The 26,129-nt window shown below is 67.7% G+C and carries 20 protein-coding genes, 1 tRNA gene and 1 pseudogene; 11 read left to right on the forward strand and 11 right to left on the reverse strand.

Annotation, left to right across the window (positions count from 1 at the left end; translation table 11 throughout):
• Positions 1-4 precede the first annotated feature (4 nt).
• On the reverse strand, positions 5-1,171 hold the full coding sequence (locus ACJH6I_RS08600) for a DUF1998 domain-containing protein (protein WP_406783987.1): 1,167 nt from the start codon (positions 1,169-1,171) through the stop codon (positions 5-7).
• Positions 1,172-2,131: 960 nt separating this feature from the next.
• A pseudogene (locus ACJH6I_RS08605) lies at positions 2,132-5,149 on the reverse strand (DEAD/DEAH box helicase); the annotation flags it as partial.
• 368 nt (positions 5,150-5,517) lie between these two features.
• Between ACJH6I_RS08605 and ACJH6I_RS08610 the strand changes: the two are divergent.
• The gene (locus ACJH6I_RS08610) at positions 5,518-7,173 is read left to right on the forward strand and encodes an RNA-binding domain-containing protein (protein WP_406783950.1); all 1,656 of its coding nucleotides are present in this window, start codon (positions 5,518-5,520) and stop codon (positions 7,171-7,173) included.
• A 157-nt stretch (positions 7,174-7,330) separates the two neighbouring features.
• Here the strand turns inward: ACJH6I_RS08610 and ACJH6I_RS08615 are convergent.
• A tRNA-Leu gene (locus tag ACJH6I_RS08615) sits at positions 7,331-7,413 on the reverse strand.
• 276 nt (positions 7,414-7,689) lie between these two features.
• Between ACJH6I_RS08615 and ACJH6I_RS08620 the strand changes: the two genes are divergently transcribed.
• The 7 genes from ACJH6I_RS08620 to pknB all read left to right on the forward strand — a co-directional run bounded on the left by ACJH6I_RS08620 (position 7,690) and on the right by pknB (position 17,425).
• Positions 7,690-9,186, forward strand: a complete 1,497-nt coding sequence (locus ACJH6I_RS08620; protein ID WP_406783951.1) for a DUF3662 and FHA domain-containing protein — start codon at positions 7,690-7,692, stop codon at positions 9,184-9,186.
• A gap of 124 nt (positions 9,187-9,310) precedes the next feature.
• On the forward strand, positions 9,311-9,778 hold the full coding sequence (locus tag ACJH6I_RS08625; RefSeq protein ID WP_064859211.1) for an FHA domain-containing protein: 468 nt from the start codon (positions 9,311-9,313) through the stop codon (positions 9,776-9,778).
• On the forward strand, positions 9,775-11,310 hold the full coding sequence (locus ACJH6I_RS08630; RefSeq protein WP_406783952.1) for a PP2C family protein-serine/threonine phosphatase: 1,536 nt from the start codon (positions 9,775-9,777) through the stop codon (positions 11,308-11,310). Before ACJH6I_RS08625 ends, ACJH6I_RS08630 begins: the two co-directional genes overlap by 4 nt.
• Positions 11,311-11,338: 28 nt before the next feature.
• The gene (locus tag ACJH6I_RS08635) at positions 11,339-12,844 is read left to right on the forward strand and encodes an FtsW/RodA/SpoVE family cell cycle protein (RefSeq protein ID WP_406783953.1); all 1,506 of its coding nucleotides are present in this window, start codon (positions 11,339-11,341) and stop codon (positions 12,842-12,844) included.
• The gene (gene pbpA, locus ACJH6I_RS08640) at positions 12,841-14,319 is read left to right on the forward strand and encodes a D,D-transpeptidase PbpA (RefSeq protein ID WP_406783954.1); all 1,479 of its coding nucleotides are present in this window, start codon (positions 12,841-12,843) and stop codon (positions 14,317-14,319) included. The genes ACJH6I_RS08635 and pbpA overlap by 4 nt, the downstream gene beginning before the upstream one ends.
• Positions 14,316-15,545, forward strand: coding sequence for a protein kinase domain-containing protein (locus tag ACJH6I_RS08645; RefSeq protein WP_061005914.1), 1,230 nt, complete (start codon positions 14,316-14,318; stop codon positions 15,543-15,545). Before pbpA ends, ACJH6I_RS08645 begins: the two co-directional genes overlap by 4 nt.
• The gene (gene pknB, locus ACJH6I_RS08650) at positions 15,542-17,425 is read left to right on the forward strand and encodes a Stk1 family PASTA domain-containing Ser/Thr kinase (protein ID WP_406783955.1); all 1,884 of its coding nucleotides are present in this window, start codon (positions 15,542-15,544) and stop codon (positions 17,423-17,425) included. Before ACJH6I_RS08645 ends, pknB begins: the two co-directional genes overlap by 4 nt.
• Before the next feature lie 11 nt (positions 17,426-17,436).
• Here the strand turns inward: pknB and ACJH6I_RS08655 are convergent, their stop codons facing one another.
• Both ACJH6I_RS08655 and ACJH6I_RS08660 read right to left on the reverse strand, forming a co-directional pair.
• Complete coding sequence (locus ACJH6I_RS08655) at positions 17,437-18,105, reverse strand: aminodeoxychorismate/anthranilate synthase component II (protein WP_318985855.1); 669 nt, start codon at positions 18,103-18,105, stop codon at positions 17,437-17,439.
• 37 nt (positions 18,106-18,142) lie between these two features.
• The gene (locus ACJH6I_RS08660) at positions 18,143-18,961 is read right to left on the reverse strand and encodes a DUF881 domain-containing protein (RefSeq protein ID WP_406783956.1); all 819 of its coding nucleotides are present in this window, start codon (positions 18,959-18,961) and stop codon (positions 18,143-18,145) included.
• Between the two features lie 80 nt (positions 18,962-19,041).
• Between ACJH6I_RS08660 and crgA the strand changes: the two genes are divergently transcribed.
• Positions 19,042-19,326 carry a cell division protein CrgA gene (gene crgA, locus ACJH6I_RS08665; RefSeq protein WP_020099906.1) on the forward strand — a complete coding sequence of 95 codons (285 nt, stop codon included), beginning with the start codon at positions 19,042-19,044 and terminating at the stop codon, positions 19,324-19,326.
• Positions 19,327-19,474: 148 nt separating this feature from the next.
• Entirely contained in the window at positions 19,475-19,888 is a 414-nt protein-coding gene (locus ACJH6I_RS08670) for a PH domain-containing protein (RefSeq protein ID WP_318985853.1), read from the forward strand.
• 66 nt (positions 19,889-19,954) lie between these two features.
• On the opposite strand, the gene ACJH6I_RS08675 is transcribed toward ACJH6I_RS08670, so the two are convergent.
• On the reverse strand, positions 19,955-20,482 hold the full coding sequence (locus tag ACJH6I_RS08675; RefSeq protein WP_166555253.1) for a peptidylprolyl isomerase: 528 nt from the start codon (positions 20,480-20,482) through the stop codon (positions 19,955-19,957).
• A 131-nt stretch (positions 20,483-20,613) separates the two neighbouring features.
• Here ACJH6I_RS08675 and cwsA point away from each other — a divergent pair, with 131 nt between their 5' ends.
• Positions 20,614-20,985, forward strand: coding sequence for a cell wall synthesis protein CwsA (gene cwsA, locus ACJH6I_RS08680; RefSeq protein WP_318985852.1), 372 nt, complete (start codon positions 20,614-20,616; stop codon positions 20,983-20,985).
• A 72-nt stretch (positions 20,986-21,057) separates the two neighbouring features.
• Here the strand turns inward: cwsA and ACJH6I_RS08685 are convergent, their stop codons facing one another.
• The 5 genes from ACJH6I_RS08685 to ACJH6I_RS08705 all read right to left on the reverse strand — a co-directional run bounded on the left by ACJH6I_RS08685 (position 21,058) and on the right by ACJH6I_RS08705 (position 25,904).
• Entirely contained in the window at positions 21,058-21,423 is a 366-nt protein-coding gene (locus ACJH6I_RS08685) for a hypothetical protein (protein WP_318985851.1), read from the reverse strand.
• A 264-nt stretch (positions 21,424-21,687) separates the two neighbouring features.
• On the reverse strand, positions 21,688-22,101 hold the full coding sequence (locus ACJH6I_RS08690) for a DUF6262 family protein (RefSeq protein ID WP_016895229.1): 414 nt from the start codon (positions 22,099-22,101) through the stop codon (positions 21,688-21,690).
• A complete protein-coding gene (locus ACJH6I_RS08695) occupies positions 22,098-24,107 on the reverse strand; it encodes a tyrosine-type recombinase/integrase (protein ID WP_078343183.1) in 2,010 nt (669 codons plus the stop codon). Before ACJH6I_RS08695 ends, ACJH6I_RS08690 begins: the two co-directional genes overlap by 4 nt.
• Entirely contained in the window at positions 24,094-25,191 is a 1,098-nt protein-coding gene (locus ACJH6I_RS08700) for a tyrosine-type recombinase/integrase (protein WP_231752584.1), read from the reverse strand. The genes ACJH6I_RS08695 and ACJH6I_RS08700 overlap by 14 nt, the downstream gene beginning before the upstream one ends.
• 11 nt (positions 25,192-25,202) lie before the next feature.
• A complete protein-coding gene (locus tag ACJH6I_RS08705; protein WP_231752585.1) occupies positions 25,203-25,904 on the reverse strand; it encodes a hypothetical protein in 702 nt (233 codons plus the stop codon).
• Positions 25,905-26,129 lie beyond the last annotated feature (225 nt).

Consider the following 26,129-nt stretch of genomic DNA (forward strand, 5'->3'; position numbering starts at 1 on the left):
CCCTCTATCTCCCTTCGCCGAATGCGTAGGCATGCTGGCGTATCTTGTTAACCCAGTCCTCACCGACCTTCAGCCGCAGCACCGACCATCCGATGTCGATCAGGGTGTCCTCCACCTGGCCGGCGTCCACGGGGGTCTGCTCGTCGAGGAACACGGCCAGCGCCGCGTCGTCGGAGCGGTAGACGAAATCCGCGGTGAGCGTGGTGGATCCGATCGGTTCGCGGACACCGTCGGGCAGAGCGAAGTCGTGTTCGACCAGCAATTCGATGAAGTCGCGTTCCAGTTGCGATTCGGCCTGAGTGTGGATCTGGTCGATGCGCTCACCGGCCGGGCTCGACGCGGCGGTCGGCGAGGTCGTCGCGGCCGCCAATTCCATCAATAAGTCGCGGACCGCGTGCCGGTCGATGTTTTGATGATCGGTCTGGTTGCCGTACGACAACAGGCAGTCGTAGCAGGCCTTTTCGCAGCGTTCGCGGGCCCCGTCCGCTTGGCCGGCGTCGCTGCCGTCGGGCCGGAAGTGGGCGATGTCGAGCGCCTTGCGGGCGGCTTGCGCCAATGCCTCGGGCTCGGAATGCAGGCGGCGCAGCACACCCGCGCCGCCCTCGGCGGACTCGGTGAACAGCATCCGGGCCCGGCTGTCGTTGTCGGGCAACGCCTCACTGGAGAGCTCCGAATCCTCCAACTGGAACTCGGCTTCCACACCGCGCTCCAGCGCGTAGCGCAGGCTGGTCGCGGCCTCCTCGGTGACCGGGCGCGTAAGCCGGAATACCAGGATGTTTCGGGTGTCCTCGACGTAGGGAATGACCTTCTGCTTGGACGGCGCGTCGGCGGCGTCTTCGAGCTCGTCCTCCTGCGGAGTGGTGTCCCCGGCCTCCCTTTCGGACAGCCACTCCCCCTTCACGGTGTCCAACCAGTAGCCGAGATCACCCGGGTGCTTGCGCCGACGTCGGCCCACGTTGGTCACCCGCACGGTCGCTGTGTCTCCGTAGCTCAACGCCGCCAGCGGCGTCGGGCCCTCTGCGGACGCCACTGTGGCGTCGAGCCGGCCGGTGCGCGGCCCGTGCTGGCTGAACCGGTAGGACGTGTGCAACTCGAACCCGGCCCGCCGGCGTTCTTCCTCATCGCTGGAGATCCGTTCGCGGCGACGGGTGAATACCGTCTGCATCTTCATCAGCCCGTAGTGCGGCGTGCCCAGCGCGCCGCCGCAGTGCTCGCAGACGTCCAGACCCGCCCGCCGCACGTGGTGGTACCCGCAGGATTCGCACCGGTACGCATCCTGGGTTTCCACGGTGCCGATGCCGCCCGACGTCATCGGTACCTGGACGCGTTTGACCACGTACCGGGCGCCTTCGTGGTAGATGATCGCTCCGGGCCCGAACTCGCTGATGGCCAGGAATCGCGGCCGCTGCAGATAGTCGCCGCCGTCGCCGCGGCCCGCGGCGCTGCGCACACCGGGGATGTAGGCGGCCAGCGGGAGCCGCGGGAAGCTGTAGCCGGGCAGGAAGCCTTCGGAGGCGAAGTAGCGGTAAGTGTAGAAGTCCGAATGCATCCGGTCGGTGTCTTCGTTGCGCAGCAGCCGCAGTTGCCCCTCGGCTTCGCGCCGCCTGGCCTCGGCGGCGTCGCGGGCTCGACGGTTCACCGAGATGTCCAACACGATGCGGTTCTGTTCCTGCTGATCGTCGAGGGCCGACTGGTAGAGCTCTCGCCAACGGACGCAGGCGTCGTCGAAAGCCTTCGGGGCGCCGCTGATGATGGTGTCTGACCACTCGCTGTGCCACCAAGCCGTGGCCGTCAGTTCGTCGGCGAGTTCGGCGATCAGTTGGCGGGCCCGCTCGGCGGCGCGGCGGACCGCGTCCGGATTGTCGAGGGCCTTCTTCAGATCCTCGGTCAGCGGCATCCCCGTTTGGTCGATGTCGAGCAGGTCCGGCATCCGGGACCGCAGGTTGGCGCCGGTCTCCGACAGCCACAGCGCATGCAGATGCGAGGCCAGCAAGGCTTCGTTGGTGAGGTCGAGCCGGGGCGCGGCCACCGAGCCGGCGACCATGTCGGCGGATCGCCGGAAGTAGTACTGGTCATGCGCGTTTCCGGTTGCACAGTAGGTGGTGACCAGCGCCGGTTGCCCCGACCGGCCGGCCCGCCCGCTGCGCTGCGCGTAGTTGGCCGGCGTTGGGGGCACGTTGCGCAGCCCGACGGCGTTCAAGCTCGCGATGTCCACGCCCAACTCCATCGTCGGCGAGCAATACATCACCTTTAGATCACCACGGCGGAACTGTTTTTCACGTTCCTCCCGATCGCCGGCCGAGACCTGCGCGGTATGCTCGCGGGCGTACATGCCGGTCAGTTCCGGTGCGATGTTGCGGTACAGGTCCAAGAAGAACGGGTTGACCCGGGTGCCCTGCTCGGGGTCGAAGCCTTTGCGCAGCGGATCGGGCGCCCCCGAGACCCCGTCGCCGGGATACCAGATGACCGCTGAGGCCTTGAGCCGATAGTTGGGGCCTGGCAGCCGCGGCAGTTCGATGGCGGTGAGCAACCCGGCGCGTTCCAGGGTGGCCAGCACGTCTTCGATCACCTTCTGCGCGTCACCGGTGTCCAGCGGGCCGCCGTCGATGCTCAGCCCGCTCGCTTCCCGGATGTAGCGGCCCAACGCCGAACGCCCGGTGAGTCGGACGTCGGCACGCGGCCGCCCCGGAGCACCGGACTGGGTGGACACCACACCGGGGCGCGGTCGCGGCTCACGCGGCGGGATCGCCCAGAGCCCGCGCAGGTGCTGATCCGACTGGCGGCGGATCCGGTCGAACCCGTCGTCGGTCAAGCACTCGACGTCTACCGCGAGTTCGCGGCGAAACTCGTCGAGCACGATGCGGCACAGCTCTTCTCGTTCCCCTGCCCGCGCGTCACGCAGCGGCGGATAAGCCGATGACCACAGCGCGGTGTCCGCGGCGATCTCGGTCATCGACTCGTAGCCGATGCGCAGCAAGCCCGTCTGTTCGAGGTTGGGCATGGTGACCCGCCAACCCCGCTGCAGGTCGGTGTACAGGCGGTACTCGATGAACTCCTTGAACGCCCGTTCGGCCGAACTGCGCGCCCCATACACGGCTTCCGGGTTGGCCGCATAGTCCTCGAACCGCAAACCGAGGGTGTTGACGACCTGTTCGGCGGCGTCGTCGTGGCGCAGAGTGCCGCGCTGCACGGCCTGGTTCAGCGCGCCGCGTAGTTGGGTCATCTGTACGAAGTCGTTGAAGTGCCCGGCCTGCAGGCTTGCGTCCTGCCGGTTGTCGACGAACGTCAACAATTTGCGGCTTGAGGCGCTCAGTTCGGTTTCGGGAATCTTGTTGAGCGCCCGCACGATTGATGTGCTGAGCACCGAGACCGCGGAGCTTCGACCTTCGGCATCCAAGGTGGCGAGCTTGGCAAAGTCGCTGCCCCGGGCCTGCTCGTAGGACACCTTACAGCGCAGGCAGAACCGGAACGGGGCCGGCACGAATGCGGCGTCGGTGCCCGCGGCCGTGACCTCGGCTCCTGTGGTGTCGACACGAATGCGGCGGGGCAGGTATGGGCGGCGCCGATCTGCGACGGTTCCGTCGACGAGCCACGAATCCGGTAGCCGCCCTTCGGGCAACGGGTCGACCGGCCACGGCTGAGCCGTCGAGATGTAGAGGTAGCCGTTTGCCTGGTCGCCGCCGCTGGCGTCGCGGTCCCGGCGCGGACGGTAGGAAACCGTCGATCCGTCAACGGTTTTCGCGACCACCAAGTATTCCTGCCCACACTCCCGGCAGAACGCCAGCGGCATCAGCAGATCGCCGGGACGGTCGGGGACGGTGACCTGATATTGGGAGGAGATGTGTCGGCGTGCCTCGTCTTCAATCGAGACGTACACGGTGTCGCCCTTGGACAGAAACTGGTGCAGCCGGAACGCGAACAGCGGTCGGTTGGTGACGGGGTGCTGCGCCGCCGAGCCGGCCAGCAGTGTGGCGCGGATCGATTGCTCGCACTCATCGACGGTGGTCCTGGTCAGGTCCGCCAGCCGGGCCGCGGTATCACGAACCTTCGCCGGGGCCTCGCGGATGATGCGGCCTGTCCCTTCCTCGGTCGCCAGCCCGAACTTGATCTCGATCCAGGTGGCCAACGGGGACCGCGCGAGCGTGTCGTAGTCGCCGTTGGCTCCGCCCTGGCGGACCTCACGGCGCAGGCCTTCGGTGTCTTCCGGATCGCCGACGGTGGCCCTGTCCAATGTTTCTCCGATGACACGTTCTGCGGTGACCTCAGCGCCGAACAACGCCGAGGCGACCTCGGCCACCACCCGGCGCTGGTCCTCGGCCGTCCCGGCGCTGGCCATAGTCGCCGAGGTTCCGACACACTGCAGGTCCGGCGACTGGCAGGCGTCGCGCACCCGCCGCACTAGCATCGCAACATCAGCGCCTTGGCGGCCGCGGTACGTGTGCAGCTCATCGAGCACCAGGAAATGCAGCCCTTTGGCGGCTTCGACAAGCTTGCGCCGTTCCTCGGGCCGCGTGAGCATCAGCTCCAACATGACGTAGTTGGTGAGCAGGATGTCCGGCGGGTCGCGGAGGATGGCCTCGCGCTCCTCACCCTGCTCTTGGCCCGTATAGCGGGCGAAAGTCACCGGTTCATTGCCTTCCCCATAGCCGAAGCGCAGAAACTTCTCCAGCTCACCGACCTGGCTGTTGGCCAGCGCGTTCATGGGATAGACGATGATCGCCTTGACCCCGCGCTCCCGCGGTTCTTGGCGCAGCACCCGGTCGACGATGGGCACGATGTAGGCCAGTGATTTCCCTGAGCCGGTACCGGTGGTCAGGACGTAGCTTTTGTTTGACCGCGCGATCTCGACCGCCTCGCGCTGGTGGCGGTGCAGAGTGATCGGTTGTGCGCCGCTGTCGTCCATTCGCTGCTTCGGACGGAAGATGGCCGAGCACTCTGGGTGGAGAAGATTCTCGGCGACGAGGTCATCGATCGACCCCCCAGAGGCGAACATCGGGTTCAGGGACAGCCAGGGCTCGGGCCACTGCTTACCCTCGGCCAGCTCCTCCTGGACGTGCTGGTGGATTCGCGGGTCGAGCGGTACCACCTCGCTGGTCGTAAATGAGCGGTAATCGTCGATCAACTCCCGATGCACACGAAAGACGTCCATTGCCCTCCCTCTGGCTACGTCGATGCCCGGCGCAGGCCGCAACGGGAACACACTGATCGTAGGCAACCGCCCCCGCACCGGGACCGCCTCGCGCTGCTGCTACGTTCCGACAATTGATCCCCCGTACCGATCGAACTCCTGGGCATGGTGCCGACCCTCACGGATCTAGACACCTCGTGGCAAACGTACCGGCGGCGGCCGACGTTCTTGTTCGTTCCACGAACACGGGTCGCTATTGAGCAATCACCATCCCCCGCGGACCGTGCCAGCGGACCTGAACGGCACGATCGCCACGCTTCATAAAGTTCAAAAGTTATGACTCCGCCGCACAGAACCACTAGCCTCCCATAGTTATGCATAATCGTGTGGTGGACACACACGCCATCCTCGCCGGTGGCGAGAGCCTGACAATCGAATTCAAGTCGGACATCAACGACAGAGATCTAGCGAAAGCGGTGGCCTGCCTCGCAAACGGTGACGGCGGCGTACTCGTTATCGGTGTCGAGGATGACGGGACCGTGGTCGGCGCTGCGGCGCGGCATGGCACCAACACCGATCCCGCCCGAGTCGCCGCGTACATACAAGCGAACACCGAGCCCGCCCTTGCCGTCGATGTCAGCGTCGAACTTGTCGACGACCGCGAGATCATTCGCATCGACATCCCCCGCGCGGACCCGGGCCCGATCGGCACCAAGCTCGGCGTCTTCACCAGGCGAGTGATCGATACGACCGGCAAGCCGGCATGCGTCCCGATGACAGCACATGAGATCGTCAGTATGGGCATGGTGACGCGTGGGCAGGACTTCGCTGCAGCGGTGGCCCGCGGCGCGGTTTTCAACGACTTGGACCCCGACGAATTTGACCGCTTCCGAAAGCTTTGTCATGCCGCGGGTGACGACCTGGGTGGACTTTCTGACGTTGACATACTGCGAGCACTCGGACTCGTTCCGCTCAACGATCCGCTGAGCCTGGGAGCGATTCTGTTGTTCGGAACCGAAGATGCCGTACGCCGTTGGGTTCCCAACGCGGAGTTTCTATTTCAGGATCTACGCCCCGGCAATAGTTCTGCCAACGTCCGCATTGTTGCTCCACTGCTACGAGCGGCCGAAGCCTTGCGTGACCTCATCGATCAGCGCAACAGCGTCACCGAACTCATGGCGGGAATGCATCGTGTAGAGATTTCGCTCATCCCCTCCGTGACACGCCGGGAAGCGGTCGCGAATGCTCTGGTGCACCGCGACTACGCGGCGCTCGGGCCTACCGTTGTGCAAGTCACGGCCACTGAGTTCGTCGTGTCGAATCCGGGTGGCTTCCCTCCCGGCGTCACCATCGCGAATATCCTTGATCAGTCCCGCCCCCGCAGTCCGCTACTTGCTGCCGCATTCAAGCGAGCCGGCCTAGTCGAACGCCGGGGCAAGGGCGTCAACGACATGTTTGAGCAACAACTGCGTGCCGGCCGCGACGTCCCCGATTACTCGCGAAGCAATGCAGAGTCAGTCGTAGTCACGGTGCCTCTCGGACATGCCGACCTCGACTTGGTGAGATTTCTCTTGTCTTGGGAGAACCAGCGTCAGCAGCCGCTGAGTCTGGATGAGCTGCGCATTGTCCACGAGGTGAAGTCGTCGGGGTCTGCTACGAGCCCCGAGGTCGCCGAGGCCCTCAAATTGATTCCGGCCACGGCGAAGAGCCTCTTCGGCCGGCTCGTTGAAGCTGGAATCTTGGAAGCTCGTGGGGTGGGACGAAGCCGCCGGTTCCACCTCACCGCTCGCTTCTACGACTTGGCGCAGGACCGCAATGCTTACGTCCGTATCAAAGGGGCTGACCCCCTGCAACAGGAGCGGATGGTCCTCGATTACGTCAGCGCGTACGGTTCGATCAATCGGAGCCAGGCCGCCCTGCTTTGCCAGACAACTCCGATACAAGCGCGCGCAACGTTGAAGCGACTGGTCGACGACGGACGCCTAACTCTCCAGGGCGAACGCCGCGGGGCTCGCTACGTTCTGACCAACTCACAGGGCTCTTGACCCGAGAACTTGCCTGCGCTGGTGGGGATTTGCCGACAAAAGTCCCCTGCGCCCTGCTGAATCCGCATCGCTTCAGCCAGCCTCACATAAACACAAAGGTCACGACCCATATCTGGATCGTGACCTAAGCGCTGCGATTCCGTAGAACCGCTCTGTGTGGGCGAAGGGGGACTTGAACCCCCACGTCCCGAAGGACACTGGCACCTGAAGCCAGCGCGTCTGCCATTCCGCCACTCGCCCCAAACAACTGGGAGAGAGTATCACCACCCCCACCCCCGGCTCCAAATCCGCGCCTGACCACCGGATACGGCCCAATTTGGTCCGCCGCGACCGCGAAATCCAGCGATCGGCCGGTCCGCGTGCCGGCCGGCCACGTCCTGACCTGCGGCTTTCGAATTCTCACGATTCTGTTGGTCACGTATTGCAAGGTCAGGCCGATACCATGCGTAACAGTGGTGTCCGCGGTTATCGCGCACATCACATCTGGACCACCGAGACGAAGCGAGGCAGGGGGACATGGGTCTGGTCGACCGGATCGAGCGCAAGCTCGAGACCACGGTCGGAGACGCTTTTGCCCGCGTCTTCGGGGGGTCGATCGCACCCCCGGAAGTCGAGGCCGCCCTCCAGCGGGAAGCCGAATCCGGTGCCCGTGATGTCGGTGGCGGCCGTATTTTGGCACCGAACGAATACGTCATTACGCTCAGTAACACCGATTTCGAGAAGGTGAACGCCGATCCTGACCTCACACCCAGTGCTTTTGCCAAACACCTTGAGGGATTCGTCCATGAGCGGGGATGGCAAACGTATGGTGAGGTGGTCGTCAGGTTTGAGCCGTCACCTGGCCTTCATACCGGCCAATTCCGCGCCCACGGCGCGGTCAACCCCGACTCAACCGCCGGGCCACCGCGGCCGGCACCCAGCGACCGCGTGCACACCGCAGAACCAGGAGTACCAACGATGACTGACAACCCGACCCACCGTCCCGGCCCGGGACAGGGCCAGCCAGGCGACGAGTACGACTACGGACGGCAGCCCGACGAGCAGCGCGGTCAGCAGTACCCGCAGGACCCGAGCCAGGGCTACGGCCAGCCACCGCAGGGTTACGGCCAGCAGGGCGGCTACGGCGCGCCGCAGGGTGGCCCCGGATACGGCCAGCAGGGTGGCTATGGCCAGCCCGAGCAGGCCGGTTACGGCGCCGGCCCGTCGGGGTACGGCCAGGGCGGCTTCGGCGGCCCGCAGGGTGGTCCTCCCGGACCGCCGCCGGTCGGTCCTCAGCATGGTTACGGCCAGCCCGAGCAGGGTTACGGCCAGCAGAGCTACGGCCAGCAGCCCGAACAGGGCTACGGCGGCCAGCAGGGCGGCTACGGCCAGCCCCCGCAGGGCGGTTATGGGCAGCCCGAGCAAGGTGGCTACGGCCAGGGCGGCTACGGCCAGCCCCCGCAGGGCGGTTACGGCCAGCCCGAACAGGGCTACGGCGGCCAGCAGGGCGGCTACGGCCAGGGCGGCTACGGCGAGCAGAACTACGGCCAGCCGCAGCAGCAGGGCTACGGCCAGGCGCCGGCCGATCAGGGCTACGGTCATGCCCCCGCTGATCAGGGATACGGTCAGGCGCCGGCCCCGGGTGGCTACGGCGACCAGGGTTACGGTGGCGGCGCAGCCGCCGGCTACGCCGAGCCCGACTACGGTCAGCCGGCCGGCGGCTACGGCGGTGGCTACGGCGCCGCGGGCGCGAACGTCACCCTCCAGCTCGACGACGGCAGCGGCCGCACCTACCAGCTGCGCGAAGGCGCGAACGTCATCGGCCGCGGCCAGGACGCGCAGTTCCGTCTGCCCGATACCGGCGTTTCGCGCCGGCACCTCGAAATCCGCTGGGACGGCCACACCGCGCTGCTCTCGGATCTGAACTCGACCAACGGCACCACCGTCAACAACGCACCGGTGCAGGAGTGGCAGCTGGCCGACGGCGACGTCATCCGGGTGGGTCACTCCGAGATCGTGGTCCGCGTTCACTGAGCCCGGTTTCTGTCACCGGCCGGATGATGTTCGCACCGGCCGGTGAGCGCCAAAGTATCGTGACGATGCCGACGGCTACCGGGCACCGGGCCCAGCCTCGACGCGGCAACGGAGAGGACGTCGGATGCAGGGGTTAGTTCTGCAGCTGACGCGGGTCGGTTTCCTCCTGTTGCTCTGGCTTTTCATCTGGTCGGTCCTGCGCGTCCTGCGCACCGACATCTACGCCCCCACCGGAGCCGTCATGGTGCGGCGCGGCCTGGCGTTCCGTGGCACCCTGCTGCCCAACCGGGACCGACGCCGGTACGCGCGCCAGTTGGTGGTGACCGAAGGCGCCCTCGCGGGCACGCGGATCACCCTGACCAGCCAGCCCGTGCTGATCGGCCGGGCCGACGACTCCACCCTGGTGCTCACCGACGACTACGCCTCGACACGGCACGCCCGGCTGTCGCCGAGAGGCTCCGAGTGGTACGTCGAAGACCTAGGATCGACCAACGGTACATACCTGGACAGGGCGAAAGTGACGACGGCGGTAAGGGTTCCAATGGGAACGCCGGTTCGAATCGGCAAGACGGTAATTGAGCTGCGCCCGTGACACTCGTACTCCGATATGCCGCGCGCAGCGACCGCGGCCTGGTCCGCGCCAACAATGAGGACTCCGTCTACGCCGGGGCCCGCCTCCTGGCCTTGGCGGACGGCATGGGCGGCCACGCCGCGGGCGAGGTCGCCTCGCAGCTGGTGATCGCCGCGCTGGCGCACCTCGACGACGACGAACCCGGCGGCGATCTGCTGGCCAAGCTGAACGACGCCGTCCACGACGGCAACGCCGCCATCGCGGCGCACGTCGAGGCCGACCCCGAGCTCGAGGGCATGGGCACCACGCTGAGCGCCATCCTGTTCGCCGGGACGCGGCTGGGCATGGTGCACATCGGCGACTCCCGCGGCTACCTGATGCGCGACGGCGAGCTGACCCAGATCACCAAGGACGACACCTTCGTCCAGACCCTGGTCGACGACGGCCGCATCACCGCCGAAGAGGCGCACAGTCACCCGCAGCGCTCGCTCATCATGAAGGCGCTGACCGGTCACGAGGTCGAGCCGACGCTGACGATGCGCGAGGTCCGCGCCGGTGACCGCTACCTGCTGTGCTCGGACGGCCTGTCCGATCCGGTCAGCCACGAGACCATCCAGACCGCCATGCAGATCCCGGACGTCGTGGACTGCGCCGACCGGCTCATCGAGCTGGCGCTGCGCGGCGGCGGCCCCGACAACGTGACGGTCGTGGTGGCCGACGTCGTCGACTACGAGTACGGCCAGACCGCACCCATCCTGGCGGGCGCGGTGTCAGGTCAGGACGACGACACCCTGCCGCCCAACACCGCGGCCGGACGCGCCTCCGCCTTCAACCCCAAGCGTGTGGCAGCGGCCGCGAAAAAGCCTGCGGCACAACTTGATCCACCGCAGCGCAAGAAGCACACCCGGCGCAATCTGATCATCGGCGCGATCCTGCTGATCCTGCTGCTCGTGAGCGGACTGGCCGTCGGGCGCTACCTGATCCGCAGCAACTACTACGTCTCCGGCCACAACGGCTCGGTCTACATCATGCGCGGCGTGCCGGGCTCGCTGCTCGGGCTGCCGCTGCAGGAGCCCTACCTGCTGGCGTGTCTGGACAGCCACTCGGACATGACGATCATCGGCGTCGACGACACCCGGGCGGGCTGCCAACCCATGAAGGTCGCCGATCTGCGCGAGTCCGGCCGCGCCCAGGTCACCGCCGGCCTGCCGACCGGCACCGTCGACGACGCGATCCGTCAGCTCAAGGAACTCAGCCGCAGCTCGCTGCTGCCGCTGTGCGCTCCGCCCGTCGTCACCCCGCCGGCGGCACCCGCCCCCGCGCCGTCGCTGTCGGTGGTGCCGCAGCCACCGCGCGGCCCGGCCCCCGGTCCCGAGGCACCGGCGTCGACGACGGCCGTTCCGACCCCGGCACCGGCACCCAGCCCGGCGCCCGCCCCCAACCCTTCCGGCCCCGCACCGTCCCCGACCTCGCCCGCGGCTCCGTCCCCGACGGCCACGGCACTCCCTCCGCCACCTCAGGAGCCGGGCACCAACTGCCGGAACGCGTCATGACGGCCCGAGAGCGAGCGGGAGCCCCGGCATGACGACGCCGGGGCAAGAGAAGGGGCGCGAAGACACCCCGGTGCCGGCGCAGCGACGGGAAGACACGTCCGGGCGAGCGCGGCGACGGGAAGACACCCAGCCGCAGTCTCCGGTCGCCGTCGCCCCGCCACTGCCCAATCGGCGTAATTCCGAGCTGGTGCTGTTGGGTTTCGCCGCCGTGATCACGACGGTGGCCCTGCTCATCGTCGAGGCCAATCAGGAGAGCGGCCTGCGGCTGGACCTCATCCAGTTCACTCTCGGCTTTGTCGTGCTGTTCGGTGGCGCTCACCTGGCGGTGCGCCGGTATGCGCCGTATGCCGACCCGCTGCTACTTCCCGTGGTCGCGCTGCTCAACGGTCTGGGCCTGGTGCTGATCTACCGGCTGGACCTGTCTGCGCACACCCGGCCCGCCGGGATCCTGCCGGGCGGCAACGCCAACCAGCAGATGCTGTGGACGCTGCTGGGCATCCTGGTGTTCACCGCGGTGCTGATGTTCGTGCACGACCACCGGATGCTGGCCCGCTACGGCTACATCTGCGGCCTCGCCGGCCTGGTGCTGCTGGCGATTCCCGCCGTGCTGCCCGACTCGGTGGCCGAGCAGTACGGCGCCAAGATCTGGATCCGGTTGCCGGGCTTCTCGATTCAGCCCGCCGAGTTCTCCAAGATCCTGCTGCTGATCTTCTTCGCGAGCGTGCTGGTCACCAAGCGCAGCCTGTTCACCAGCGCCGGCAAGCACATGTTCGGGATGGACCTGCCGCGGCCGCGCGACCTGGCGCCGCTGCTGGTGGCCTGGATCGGCTCCATCGGCGTCATGGTGTTCGAGAAGGACCTCGGCGCCTCCCTCCTGCTCTACGCGACGTTCCTGGTGCTGCTGTACGTCGCCACCGAGAAGCTGAGTTGGGTGATCATCGGACTGAGCCTGTTCTGCGTGGGAAGCCTGCTGGCATATCAGCTCTTCGACCACGTGCGGGTGCGGGTGCAGAACTGGCTGGACCCGTTCGCCGACCCTGACGGCGCGGGGTACCAGATGGTCCAGTCGCTGTTCAGCTTCGCGACCGGCGGCATCTTCGGCACCGGACTGGGCAACGGGCAGCCCGGCACCGTGCCCGACGCCTCGACCGACTTCATCATCGCCGCGGTGGGCGAGGAGCTCGGGCTCGTCGGTCTGGCCGCGGTGCTGATGCTCTACACGATCGTCATCATCCGAGGGCTGCGCACCGCCATCGCCGTGCGTGACAGCTTCGGCAAGCTGCTCGCCGCGGGCCTGTCGGCCGCGCTGGCGCTGCAGCTGTTCATCGTCGTCGGCGGCGTCACCAAGCTGATCCCGCAGACCGGCCTGACGACACCCTGGATGTCGTACGGCGGCTCGTCGCTGCTGTCCAACTACGTGCTGCTGGCCTTGCTGCTGCGGGTCTCGCACGTCGCGCGCCGCCCGCTGTCGACCCGCGGCCCCAACCAAGCGCCGATCGCGGCGGCCAACACCGAGGTGATCGAGAAGCAATGAACACCTCACTTCGTCGCGTCTCCGGACTGGTGATGGCACTCGTCGTGCTGCTGCTGCTGAACGCCACCACCACCCAGGTGTTCGCCGCCGACGGCCTGCGTGCCGACCCGCGGAACCAGCGGGTGCTGCTCGACGAGTACTCCCGCCAGCGCGGCCAGATCACCGCGGGCGGCCAGCTGCTGGCGTACTCGATGCCGACCAACGGCCGGTTCCGCTACCTGCGCATCTACCCCAACCCGCTGGTCTACGCGCCGGTCACCGGCTTCTACTCGCTGCAGTACTCCAGCGCCGGCCTCGAGCGCGCCGAGGACAGCATCCTCAACGGCTCCGACGAGCGGCTGTTCGGCAACCGCATCGCCGACTTCTTCACCGGCCGCGACCCCCGCGGGGGCAACGTCGACACCACCATCGTGCCGCGGGTGCAGCAGGCCGCGTGGGACGCCATGCAGCAGGGCTGTGGCGGCAACCCGTGCAAGGGCTCGGTGGTGGCGCTGGAGCCGTCGACCGGCAAGATTCTGGCCATGGTGTCGTCCCCGTCGTACGACCCCAATCTGCTCGCCTCGCACGAAGGCGACCGGCAGTCCGCCGCCTGGCAGGAGTTGCGCGACAACCCCGACTCGCCACTGCAGAACCGGGCGATCTCCGAGACCTACCCGCCGGGGTCGACGTTCAAGGTGCTGACGACCGCAGCCGCGCTGCAGGCCGGTGCCACCCCGGACACCCAGCTGACGTCGGCGGCGCGAATCACGTTGCCGGACAGCACCGCAACGCTGGAGAACTACGGGGGCTCGGCCTGCGGCGGCGGCCCGACGGTGTCCCTGCGTGAGGCGTTCGCCAAGTCCTGCAACACCGCCTTCGTCGAACTGGGGCTGCACAATGGTGCCGACGCGATGCGGACCATGGCCAAGCAGTTCGGCCTGGACACCCCGCCGCCGTCGATCCCGCTGCAGGTCGCGGAGTCGACCGTCGGCCCGATCTCCGACGCCCCGGCCCTGGGTATCTCCAGCATCGGCCAGAAGGACGTCGCCCTGACCCCGCTGCAGAACGCGATGATCGCCGCGACCGTCGCCAACGGTGGCGTCAGCATGGCCCCCTACCTGGTCGACGACCTCAAGGGACCCGACCTTTCCAACATCGCGGCCACCTCACCGCACCAGCAGCGGCGGGCCATCTCATCCCAGGTCGCGGCTACACTTACGGATCTGATGGTCGGCGCCGAGCAGGTGACGCAGCAGAAGGGAGCCATAGCCGGCGTGCAGATCGCATCCAAGACGGGCACGGCCGAACACGGCACCGATCCACGTAACACCCCACCACATGCGTGGTACATCGCTTTTGCCCCGGCGAAATCCCCGAAGGTCGCCGTCGCCGTCCTAGTGGAGAATGGTGGAGACCGTTTGTCCGCGACCGGCGGTGCGCTGGCCGCACCCATCGGGCGGGCCACCATCGCCGCGGCGCTACGGGAGGGATCATGAGCGCGCGGGTCGGAGTCACACTTTCCGGCCGCTATCGACTTCAGCGACTCATCGCCACAGGCGGCATGGGTCAGGTCTGGGAAGGCGTCGACAGCAGGCTCGGCCGACAGGTCGCCATCAAGGTACTCAAGGCCGAATACTCGACCGACCCCGAATTCGTCGAGCGGTTCCGCGCCGAGGCGCGCACGGTCGCGATGCTGAACCACCCCGGCATCGCCAGCGTCTACGACTACGGCGAGACCGAACTCGACGATTCCGGCCGCACCGCCTACCTGGTGATGGAACTGGTCAACGGCGAGCCGCTGAACTCGGTGATCAAGCGCACCGGCCGACTGTCCCTGCGGCACTCCCTGGACATGCTGGAGCAGACGGGCCGCGCCCTTCAGGTCGCGCACAGCGCCGGCCTGGTGCACCGTGACGTCAAGCCCGGCAACATCATGATCACCCCGACCGGCCAGGTGAAGCTCACCGATTTCGGTATCGCCAAGGCCGTCGACGCGGCGCCCGTCACGCAGACCGGCATGGTCATGGGCACCGCCCAGTACATCGCGCCCGAGCAGGCCCTGGGCCATGACGCCACCGCCGCCAGCGACGTCTACTCGCTCGGTGTCGTCGGCTACGAGTCCGTGTCCGGGCGACGACCGTTCACCGGCGACGGCGCGCTGACCGTCGCGATGAAGCACATCAAGGAAGCGCCGCCACCGCTGCCGGCCGACCTGCCCCCGAACGTCCGCGAGCTGATCGAGATCAGCCTCGCCAAGGACGCCATCCACCGCTACCGCAGCGGCGGCCCGTTCGCCGACGCCGTCGCCGCGGTCCGGGCCGGACGCCGCCCTCCGCGGCCCAACCAGGCCCCGACCATCGGACGGGCCGCTCCCGCGGCCATTCCGTCGAGCACACAGGCACGGGCTGCCATCGAGCCCGCCCGCCCGGCACCCGCGACACCGCGGCCCCGGCCCGCCACCGGCAGCCACCGGCCGGCCCCGCCGGCCCGGCGCACGTTCTCGCCCGGGCAGCGCGCGCTGCTGTGGGCGGCGGGTGTCCTGGGTGCGCTGGCGATCGTCATCGCGATCCTGATCGTGCTCAACGCGCAGGACCGCCAGGACCAGAAGAACCAGCAGCAGTCGACGGTCACCAACACCATCACCGAGACCACCAAGACTCCAGGCGCACCGGCGGGCCAGTCGATTCGTCTCCCGGATCTGTCAGGACCGGCCATCTCATGACCACGCCCCAGCACCTCTCCGACCGCTACGAACTGGGGGACATCCTCGGCTTCGGCGGCATGTCCGAGGTTCACCTCGGACGGGATCTGCGCCTGCACCGCGATGTGGCGGTCAAGGTGCTGCGCGCCGACCTGGCTCGGGACCCCAGCTTCTACCTGCGCTTCCGCCGCGAGGCGCAGAACGCCGCCGCGCTGAACCACCCGGCGATCGTCGCGGTCTATGACACCGGCGAAGCCGAGACGCCCAACGGGCCGCTGCCGTACATCGTCATGGAGTACGTCGACGGTGTGACGCTGCGCGACATCGTGCACACCGAGGGGCCGCTCCCGCAGCAGCGCGCCATCGAGATCATCGCCGACGCCTGCCAGGCCCTGAACTTCAGTCACCAGCACGGCATCGTGCACCGGGACATCAAGCCGGCGAACATCATGATCAGCAAGTCCAACGCGGTCAAGGTCATGGACTTCGGCATCGCCCGCGCCATCGCCGACAGCAGCAACCGGATGACGCAGACGGCCGCGGTCATCGGCACCGCGCAGTACCTGTCGCCCGAGCAGGCCAGCGGACAGAACGTCGACGCCCGCTCGGACGTGTACTCGCTGGGCTGCGTGCTCTACGAACTGATCACCGGTGAGCCGCCCTTCGTCGGCGATTCCCCCGTCGCCGTGGCATACCAGCACGTCCGCGAGGATCCGGTGCCGCCGTCGCAGCGGCACGCCGGGATCAGCCCCGGCCTGGACGCCGTCGTGCTCAAGGCGCTGGCGAAGAACCCGGACAACCGCTACCAGAGCGCCGCGGACATGCGGAACGATCTGATCCGCGTGCACGCCGGCGAGGCGCCTGACGCGCCCAAGGTGCTCACCGACGCCGAGCGCACCGCGATGATGGGCACCGGCGGCTTCGGTGGACCGCGCAGCATGATGCCGGAGCCGATCAGCGTCAACCCCCAGCCGTACCGGTCGACGGAGCGCGCCTCGACGCCGATCGGTCGCTGGCTCATCGCCGCGGCCATCCTGGCGGTGCTGACCGTCGTCGTCACGGTGGCCATCAACCTGATCGGTGGCAAGCCGCACGACCAGCAGATTCCGGACGTGCGCGGGCTGGCTCAGGCCGACGCCGTCGCCAACCTGCAGAACCGCGGCTTCAAGACCCGCACGCAGCAGCGGCCCGACTCGACGGTGGCGCCGGACCACGTCATCGGCACCGAGCCGGCGGCCAACACCTCCGTCGCCGCCGGTGACGAGATCACCATCAACATCTCCACCGGACCGGAGCAGCGCGAGGTCCCGGACGTGTCGAAGCTGTCGCCCGCAGACGCCATGGCCAAGCTGCAGTCCGCCGGCTTCCGGAACATCCAGCAGACGGTGTCGCAGTCGCTGCCGGAGCAGAAGGACCGGGTCATCGCGACCAACCCGCCGGCCCACCAGACCTCGGCGATCACCAACGTCATCACGATCATCGTCGGCTCCGGACCGGGCCTGGTCCCGATCCCCGACGTCAACGGGCAGACCGTCGACATCGCGACCAAGAACCTCAACACCGTCGGCTTCACGACGATCCTGACAGCCCCGATCGACAGCCCGAAACCGGCCGGCGAGATCATCGGCACCGACCCGGCGGCGGGCACGCCGACGGCCAAGGACGCCCCGATCACGCTGAAGGTCTCGCAGGGCAACCAGTTCGTCATGCCGAACCTGACCGGTCAGTTCTGGACCGACGCCGAACCGAACCTGCGCGCCCTGGGCTGGACCGGCGTGCTGATCAAGGGCGCGGACGTGCAGAACAGCGGTCAGCGCAGCAATGCCGTGGTGAGCCAGGTGCCCGCGGCCGGAAGTGGCGTCAACTTCAACGCGTCGATCACGCTGAGCTTCGCCTCGTAAGCGTTGCTCGGTCAGGCCGTGCGGGTTGCGGCCGAGACCGCGTCGGCGACTTCCTGCTCGAGCCGACTGACCAGTGCCTCGTCGGGCGCCTGGCCGCAGACTGCCAGCCAGTTGGCCAGCATCCGGTGGCCGCCCTGCGTCAGGATGCTCTCCGGGTGGAACTGCACCCCGTGGATCGGGAGTTCGCGGTGCCGGACGGCCATGATCACGCCGCTGTCGGTCTGCCCGATGGCCTCCAGCTCAGCCGGCAGCGTCTCCGGCAGAATGGTCAGCGAGTGGTAGCGGGTCGCGGTGAACGGGTCCGGAAGTCCTTGCAGCACACCGCTGTTCGCATGGTGTACCTGGCTGGTCTTGCCGTGCAGCAGTTCGGGCGCGCGGTCGACAGTGCCACCGAAAGCCACGCCGATGGCCTGATGTCCCAGGCACACACCGAGCAGGGGAGTGCCGGTCTCCGCGCACGCCCGGACCAAGGGAATGGACGCACCGGCCCGCTCAGGGGTGCCCGGGCCCGGGCTCACCAGGATCCCGTCGAACTCCTTCGCCACGGCAGCGACGCCGTCGGGAGTGGAGACACGCTCGTCGTCGCTACGCCAGACCTGCGCGTGCACCCCGAGCTGACCCAGGTACTGGACCAGGTTGAACACGAAGCTGTCGTAGTTGTCGAGGACGAGAACCTGCATGCCGTCAGGCTACTGGGTCACCCGTCGACGCGATCAATCAATATGTGACCGGTCCAGCCGGTTGGGCGTACCGGAGCTTCAGCGGCATCCGGTGACCGACGACGTCCACCGATGCCCGCGGCTCCTCGGTGTAACCGAGCCCGAACCGCACGACGTACTGCTTGTAGAGCGTCACCAGCGGCGCGGCGGCGAGCGCGGCGCGCATGCCCTCGACGTTGCCGATCACGGTGATGACGTACGGCGGGCTGTAGGTCCGGCCGTTGAGCAGCAGGGTGTTGCCGACGCAGCGCGGGGCCGAGGTGGCCAGAATCCGCTGGTCCTGCATCTGGACGGCCTCGGCGCCGCCCAGCCACAGCGCGTTGAGGACCGCCTGGACGTCCTGCTGGTGTACGACGAGGTCGTCGGGGGTGGCGTCGTGCGGGTACTGGCCCTGCGCATTGCGCTGGGCGTCGTTGAGGGTGATCACCAGGCCCGGTCCTCGCATGGGGTCGAGGCCGAGCTCCAGGCCCAGTTCGTTGGCTCGACTGGTGATGGCGCCGAGCGCGGCATCGGCGCCGGGTGTGCCGCCGTGGTGGTTCTCGAGCTGATGCTGCAGGTCGTCGCGCTCGGCGGCGCGGGTCGCGACGGTCCGCTGGGCTTCTTTCACCATGTCGACGAGGCGGGGCGCGTCGCTGCGCCGGATCTCGCTGCCCCCGGAGACGCTGTGCGTGGTGGCGAGCAGGAGGCCGGCGAGCACACAGACCACCGGCACACCGAATCGCCAGGCCGAGTGACGGGCCGGCTGGTCAGGTTCCGAGGTCCCCGCCGTCCGGAGCCTGCGAGGCGACACATCTTCTGCGTTAGGCTCTGAGTGCATACCGCTCCATCGTCGCACCGAATTGCCGGTTTCTCTCCACCGGCGCGGGAGTGCGGCACCGACTGTCCGCGAAGGTACCAATGCCCAAGTCCAAGGTTCGCAAGAAGAACGACTTCACCATCAACCCGGTGAGTCGGACGCCGGTGAAGGTCAAGGCCGGACCGTCGAGCGTGTGGTTCGTGGTGTTCTTCTGCTCGCTCATGCTGATCGGTCTGATCTGGCTGGCGGTGTTCCAGCTCGCCGCACTGAACCCGGCCGGTACTCCACACCTGCTGCAGTGGATGGCCGATCTCGCCCAGTGGAATTACGCCATCGCCTTCGCCTTCATGATCACCGGCCTGCTGCTGACCATGCGGTGGCGCTGAGCAGCGTCAACAGACCCGGTTCGTTACATCCAGGTCTCGTGACGTAACCCAGCTGGCAACCTGACGGACACCCAATCACATCGATGTGATTCATCCCCATTGGGGATAGTGCCTGTGGATAACTTGCCCCCAAGGGTGTGGACATCTCGTGGAACAAACTCAATGGAGCCCGCCGACAGCCGGCATCGCGGCCTGTGGCGCATTCGGCGTCATACTCGCCGCCGTGGCCCTGACTTCGGTCACTGACCTGCCCGGACGCGTTCTCGGCGGCATCGCCGCCATCGGTCTGCTGGTGTTCGCCGTGATGTCCTGGCGCGCGCGGCCGAAGCTCGCGATCACGCCGGCCGGGCTGGTGGTGCGCGGGTGGTTCAGTACCCAGACTTATACACAGGCCGACCTCAAGAGTGTGCGTATCACCGAGTTCCGCCGACTGACCCGCAAGGTGCGGCTGCTGGAGCTCGACACCGTCGACGACCGGCTTCTGGTCTTCACCCGATGGGACGTCGGCACCGATCCCATCAACGTCCTCGACGCCCTCACCGACGCCGGGCTGATTCCCTAGCTCTCCAACGCAAACGGCGCGACAGCCCCCGGTAGGGGACTGCCGCGCCGCGCGTCAGGCTGAAATTCAGGAAACGGTGATCGAGTCGATGACGACCGGCTCGGTCGGGCGGTCGCCGCGGTCGGTGGCGGTGGTCGCGATGGCGTCGACAACCTTCTGCGACGCCTCGTCGACGACCTCACCGAAGATGGTGTGGCGACGGTTCAGGTGCGGCGTCGGGCCGACGGTGATGAAGAACTGCGAACCGTTGGTGCCCGGGCCCGCGTTCGCCATGGCCAGCAGGTAGGGCTTGTCGAACTGCAGCTCCGGGTGGAACTCGTCGGCGAACTGGTAGCCCGGGCCGCCGCGGCCGGTGCCGGTCGGGTCGCCGCCCTGGATCATGAAGCCGTCGATGACGCGGTGGAAGATGGCGCCGTCGTAGAACGGGCCGGAGGTGCCGCCCGAGGCGTTCTCGGTGGAGTAATCCTTGGTGCCCTGGGCCAGACCAACGAAGTTGGCGACGGTCTTGGGCGCGTGGTTACCGAACAAAGCAATCTTGATGTCGCCGCGGTTGGTGTGCAGCGTCGCGGTCGCAGTCTGAATGGGGCTCGTCACGGAAAGTCAGTCTGCCACTCACATTTAAGACCCCGAAGTCGCCCCCACCGAATAACGTGGAAGCCCTGGCGTAGAGCCCGGCCTCCGCTCGGGAGGTCTGCAGAAATCGTGTCCGGTAGAGAGGTTGGTTGATGAGCACTGTCACCGAGAACGTCCCCGAGGTCAGCCGCCCCAGCTCCGGTGCCCGCCTGGGTCGCGGGCTGAAGTACACCATCGTCGGGCCGCTGCTGATCCTACGCGGGGTCCTCGGCCTGGGCGTCGGTTCGACCCTGGGGACTGCCCGTTGGGTGGGGCGTAGGTGTCACCGCGGCGAGGACACCGCAGGCGATCTCGCGCTTGTGGTGGAGTCGTCCGGATCCAAGCGGCGCCGGCCCCTGCTGATCGCCGGGGCGACCGTCGCGGTCCTGGCCCTCGGCGGCATCACGTTCTCGATCGTGCGGCGCTCGATGCAGCCGGAGCCCTCCCCGCTACCCCCGAGCGTGGATGTGACGCCGCAGCCCTAATCTTCTGCGCCGACACTGAGCTTGTGTGTCAGATCCGGACTGGATTTGGCACACAAGCTCATGTTCGTCGGCTCAGTGATTCACCGCCGCGATCAGCGCATCGGGATCCGTCACGCTGACGCGCAGCTCACGCAGTGTCACCGGGAACCCGACTACTTTCGCCTTGACGGGCGGGTCGATCGTGATGGCCACGACGCCGTCCGACGAACCGTTGACGAGCCAGCGGCCGCGGAAACCGTGCACGCCCCACGAGATGACGCGACCCTCCCAGCGGCGGGCCTCCTTGATCGATGCCAGCGGGATCTCGGCGGAGAAACCCCAACCCATGGCCACATGCAGTGCGCCGTCACGCACCTCCACCTTGCTGTGCTTGGGCCCGACCCGGAACGGCACCGACAGCGGCACCATCCACTTCGCGTAGCTGATCTGTGTCGTCATGAAGCCAGCGTAGGACGGCGCTGCTGAGCGCCGGCACGAAAAAAGCGGCCCCGATGACTGTCGGAACCGCTTTGCGTACTGCTGTGGATTTTTGTGGAGCCTAGGAGATTCGATATCTCTAGGTGAGCGGCGTGTGGAGTCGACGTCTACGACGGGGCCGCGGCTTGGCGTAGGTCCGTCGTCGTGGCCGGGTTATCTGTAGGAAGTCGTCGACGGTGGTGGGCTGCGCTGTGGCCCCGTTGGTTCTGGTTGGGTCCGGTCCGGCTATGACGGATGCGGTGTCGCCGCAGGGATGCGGGATTCGAGGAGTCGGCTGCGAAGTGCTTCGTTCTCGGTGCGAAGCTGCGCGAGTTGTTCGGTGAGTTCACGGTTGCGGGCGATCGCGGTGGCGAGTTTGGTGCGTAGCGATTCCAGGCTTGCCGCGCGCCCTGTTGCGGCCGTCGCCGTGGTGGTCGTGGTGGTGCGGAGGTTGGTGATGTCGTCGCGTAGTTGGCTGTGCTGGTAGAGGAAGCTGGTCGATACACCGGCGTCGCGGGCGACGTCGACGAAGGTGACGGGCTGACCGGTGTTTCGCAGTCGGGTGATCGCGCGGCGGGCGCGGGCGGTGGCGTCGGTGGTGCGGGCGGCGGCTGCTGCGGTCAGGCGTGCGGTGCGGCGTTCGCGGTCGTCGGCGCTCACTGAGGTTCCTGCGTGGTGTTCGGGTCGATTTCGCTGATCAGTTTGGAGACCTTGTCGAGCATCGCCGTGTTCAATTCGACGGCGGCTGCGTCGCCGCGCTCGTGAGCGTCGGCGGTGAGGCGTTGCAGTTGGTCGCGGTGCGCGATATGGGCGCCGAGGAAGACCCGGCCGCCGGGGTCGTGGAAGGAGCAGTCGAGGCAGGGGTTGGGCCGGAATTCGCAGCGTTGCGCCGTTGGGAGAGTGCAGAATCCGTTGGGCAGCGCGGTGGTGAACCGGGCCCGGAGCCGCTCCACGTCGGCGTCGGTGTTGGTCGTGTCTGTTGCGGCGCTGTTCCAGAATTCACGTGCTTTGCGGGCCAGGGTGTCGTCGGTGATGCGGGCGTATGCCGAGGTCATGGTGTCGCTGTGGTGGCCGAGGAAGTCGCGCACTTCTTGTTGGGTCCAGCCGTTGTTGAGCAGTGTGGTTCCGATGGTGTGCCGGAAGCGGTGCACATCGCCGCCGGAGATCGGCTCGCCGGTGATGGTCGAGGTGGTGATGCCGTGTTCGGTGAACAGTGCGGCGAGGCGGTGCCGCAGGCCGCTGGTCGACCAGGGTTGGGTGCGGCCGGCGGCGGCGTTGGACCGGGCGCCGGGGAATAGGTGCTCGGCGTCGGGGCCGTAGGTGTCGCGCACGCGGGTCTGCTGGTCGAGGACGATGGTTGCGAGGCTGTCCGGGATGGGGAATCGGCGCCAGGCCCGGGTTTTGGGCATCCAATATTCGATCCAGTAGCCCGCGTCGGAGCGGTGCAGGCAGTCGATGGGCAGGGCGACCAGTTCGGAGATGCGGCAGCCTGCCCACCGGGTGGTGGCGATCATCGACCGCAGGGTGGGGTCGGTTGCGGGGTTGTCGACGATCAGCGTGTCGACGCGTTCGATTACGTCCGGCGGGAACGGGCGGGGGCTGCGGGTCTTGCGGTGCACGTTCTCGCCTCGTCGGAGGAACACCGCCGACCCGAGAGCGGGCACGATCTGGGTGTCGTGCAGCGACTCCAGCAGGTAGGCGGCGGTATTGGCCAACCGCGCGTCCGCTTGGGTGTCCGGTCGCCGGGTCCACGCCAGGTAGTCAAGGAAGACCGGCCTGGTCACCGCGGACGGTTCCGGTGATTCGTCGTCGCGGGTGAGGAACCGGGCGAGCTGGCGGGTGGCGCGCACCCACTGGGTCAGCGTGCCCCAGGCCAGGGTGGCGGTGGTGAGCTGCCGGCGTGCGAGTTCTTTGACCGCGTCACGCAGCCACGGCACGGTCACCGTCGACCAGTCCACGGCGGTGTGTGTCGATCCGGATTGGGTGGCGTCGAGAACGAATTCGAATCCGTCTCGCCAGTGCCAGTGGTCGTCGGCCCACGGGTCCGGGTTGGTGGCGCCGTCGAGGAGTCGGAAGAAGCGCCGAATGTAGGGTGCGCACAGGGAGTCGAACGAGCTCGCGTGCGGCCAATGCTGCCGGCACAGCAGAAGCCACTCGCCGGCGGGTCGCTCGGTGAGGGAGTCGGTGATCCGGCCGTCGGCGGTGTCGATGAGCACCATCAAGAAGCGGCGGAGGCTGGTGTTGGGGGTCCAGTCGCCGCGGCGCACCTTGGTGGCGACGACGAACCGGATCTCATCGGCCGCGATCTGCGGTAGCCGCCGGAAGTCGACGATCTGGGCCGAGAGGTGGCCGCGCGGGGCGCCGACGGGTTGGGCTTCGAAGGTTGCCCATGCGGTGAAGTCGGCGGGCTGGCCGGCGCGGAACCATTGGAAGTAGTGCGCGTAGCACAATCCGCGCCGCTCGGCGCCTGCGGAGTGGGGGCCGCCCAGCCAGTACCGCTCGCTGTTGCATGCGTCGACGGCGCAGGGGTCCGCCGCCTGGCGGCGGCGGTCTCCGGCCGGTTCGACCACCTGCCACGTCGGCTGACACCACGGCCCGTCGGGTACCCGTAGCGGCGAACGGCGGCCTCTGCGCGTGGAGTCAGGGTGGGAATCAATGTTTCTCATGGCCTGCCTCGCGCTGCGGTGGCGCCCACACCAGCTGCTCGGTGCGGCGCAATCGGTCTGCCAGATCGTCGCTGGCGAGGTGGATGTAGACGTCCGCGCTGGCGGCGTGCGACTGGCCAAGCCGGGCAGCGATCTCAGCCGACGTCCATCCGGCCTTGGCCAGCGCAGTTGCGTGGGTATGGCGCAGCATGTGTGGGTGCAGCCCGTCAAGGCCCGCTACGGAGCCGATGTGCTCGATGATCTGGTAGGCGTTCGAGTACGACAGCGGCCCGCCGACCGGGGGCCGGGACAGGTTGACGAACACGTAATCGCTGTCCAGGTCGGAGATCTCACTGAGGAGGTAAGCGGCGTACAGGTCGAAGAACCGGCGGGGCGCGGCCACCGCGAATTGCGCTCGCTGCTTTGACAGCGCCCCGTTGGCGTTGTCCTCCCGGCGGCACACCTGCACTCGCTTGCGCATCGGGTCCAGGTCGGCGTGCCGTAGGCCTAACGCCTGCCCGACCCGCAGGCCCAGGTCATAGAGCGCGGAGAGCAGCAGCCGGTCGCGGTGGGTCGACGCCGCCGCCAGCAACGTCGCGAAGTCGGCCTCGAAGTCGATCAGCTGCACGGTCTCTGCCGGCTGCTTGCCCGGCCGGGTCAACCGGGAGACCGCGCTGGGGTGGCGTTGCTCGATGTGGGCCAGGAAGCTGTGTGCCCGGCGCGGGAGCCGCGACGGGTTGCGGGTCAACACCAGATCCTGCGGTCCGCGGCCTTCGACGCGGTGGAACTCGTAGAACTCGCGCACGGCCGCGCTCACCGCTTTGACCGTTCCCGGCGCCCGGCTACCGGACCGGGTCGGCAGCGGGGGCAAACCGGCCGACAGCGCCCCCACGAAATCACACAGTGCGTCGAATACTACGGCGTCCCAGTCGATTCCGCGTGCGCCCAGCCACCGGTAGAACAAGCTCAGGTGGCGCGCATACGAGCGGACGGTGTTCTGCGACCGGCCGATCGCACGCAGCCAGTGCAGGAACTGCTCGACCTCCCCGACCGGTAGGCCTGAAGCGTCTACGACCGTCCACGACGCCCGTCCGTGGATGGTCACCGGTGCCGCCTTCACTCGGCATCCCGGGTTTCCTCGGGGCGCCGGGGCCGCACCTGGATGTCGGGCCGCAGGTCTTCCTGCGGTTGGCGGGCCGGCATCGGCGCGGCTGCGGCGGTGTCGGCAGGAAGTGCCCCGGGCAGCCACTTCATGTCGCGCTTGCGCCACGTCGCGTATTGGGCCTGCACCTTGGCCATCGGAACCTCGAAGCGGTCCCAGTCGACGCCCGGCGCGCTGACCCAGATCCGGCGGATATGGGTGTCGGTGACGATGTCGTAGTCCCAGGTCAGCTCGCAATGGGTGGGATCGCCGATCAGGCCCAGGGTCGCCGAATCCTGGGTGAAGAACGCGGTCCGCCGCGGGGTGGTCGGTTCCATCTCGTTGTGGTGGATCATCATGTGCGTCTTGCCGCGGCTGTTGATCTCGGGCCAGCGGTAGGGCTTGACGACCGTGTGTCCGGGTGGATGCATGCCGCGGGTGCTCAGCCACACATCGGTGCCCGCCGCGACGGCGGCCGCAACATATGTGCCGCGCCCGAGCCCTTGCATCACGGTTCGCAGATGTGCGGAGTGCCGGGCCGACAAGGCGTTCCAGTCATCGACGGCGGCCAGCAGCATCGCCCCCACCCCGACCGCCACCTGGTTGAGCAGCCGTCGGGCCTCCTTGCGGGAGACCGGACGGTCGGGTGTGTTGGGTTGATCCATCGGAGCTGTCACGACCCCGCCTTTCAGCCGAAAACCTTGCATAGAATCGTGCGGACCGGGGTAAAGTTTGAGGCCGGAAGACACGCCGATCGCATACGGAGCAGCCGGTCTGCAGGCGTCACGGGCTGGAGTTGCGCTATCGTCACACCAGCCACACACGCCCCACGTCCGTTAGTGGGCGTGAACTGGGAAAACGCAGATCAAACGGTGTTTCTGCGCGAATTCGCGGCGGCGGCG

Source organism: Mycobacterium sp. SMC-13, from assembly GCF_045311035.1.
Classification (GTDB): domain Bacteria; phylum Actinomycetota; class Actinomycetes; order Mycobacteriales; family Mycobacteriaceae; genus Mycobacterium.

Excerpts from the sequence above, each read along its gene's own strand:
- ACJH6I_RS08685 (WP_318985851.1), bottom strand. The coding sequence starts at position 21,423 with ATGACGACACAGATCAGCTACGCGAAGTGGATGGTGCCGCTGTCGGTG.
- ACJH6I_RS08635 (WP_406783953.1), top strand. The coding sequence starts at position 11,339 with ATGACGACGCCGGGGCAAGAGAAGGGGCGCGAAGACACCCCGGTGCCG.
- ACJH6I_RS08600 (WP_406783987.1), bottom strand. The coding sequence starts at position 1,171 with ATGAAGATGCAGACGGTATTCACCCGTCGCCGCGAACGGATCTCCAGC.
- ACJH6I_RS08660 (WP_406783956.1), bottom strand. The coding sequence starts at position 18,961 with ATGCACTCAGAGCCTAACGCAGAAGATGTGTCGCCTCGCAGGCTCCGG.
- ACJH6I_RS08620 (WP_406783951.1), top strand. The coding sequence starts at position 7,690 with ATGGGTCTGGTCGACCGGATCGAGCGCAAGCTCGAGACCACGGTCGGA.
- cwsA (WP_318985852.1), top strand. The coding sequence starts at position 20,614 with ATGAGCACTGTCACCGAGAACGTCCCCGAGGTCAGCCGCCCCAGCTCC.
- pknB (WP_406783955.1), top strand. The coding sequence starts at position 15,542 with ATGACCACGCCCCAGCACCTCTCCGACCGCTACGAACTGGGGGACATC.
- ACJH6I_RS08695 (WP_078343183.1), bottom strand. The coding sequence starts at position 24,107 with ATGAGAAACATTGATTCCCACCCTGACTCCACGCGCAGAGGCCGCCGT.
- pbpA (WP_406783954.1), top strand. The coding sequence starts at position 12,841 with ATGAACACCTCACTTCGTCGCGTCTCCGGACTGGTGATGGCACTCGTC.
- ACJH6I_RS08645 (WP_061005914.1), top strand. The coding sequence starts at position 14,316 with ATGAGCGCGCGGGTCGGAGTCACACTTTCCGGCCGCTATCGACTTCAG.
- ACJH6I_RS08655 (WP_318985855.1), bottom strand. The coding sequence starts at position 18,105 with ATGCAGGTTCTCGTCCTCGACAACTACGACAGCTTCGTGTTCAACCTG.
- crgA (WP_020099906.1), top strand. The coding sequence starts at position 19,042 with ATGCCCAAGTCCAAGGTTCGCAAGAAGAACGACTTCACCATCAACCCG.
- ACJH6I_RS08625 (WP_064859211.1), top strand. The coding sequence starts at position 9,311 with ATGCAGGGGTTAGTTCTGCAGCTGACGCGGGTCGGTTTCCTCCTGTTG.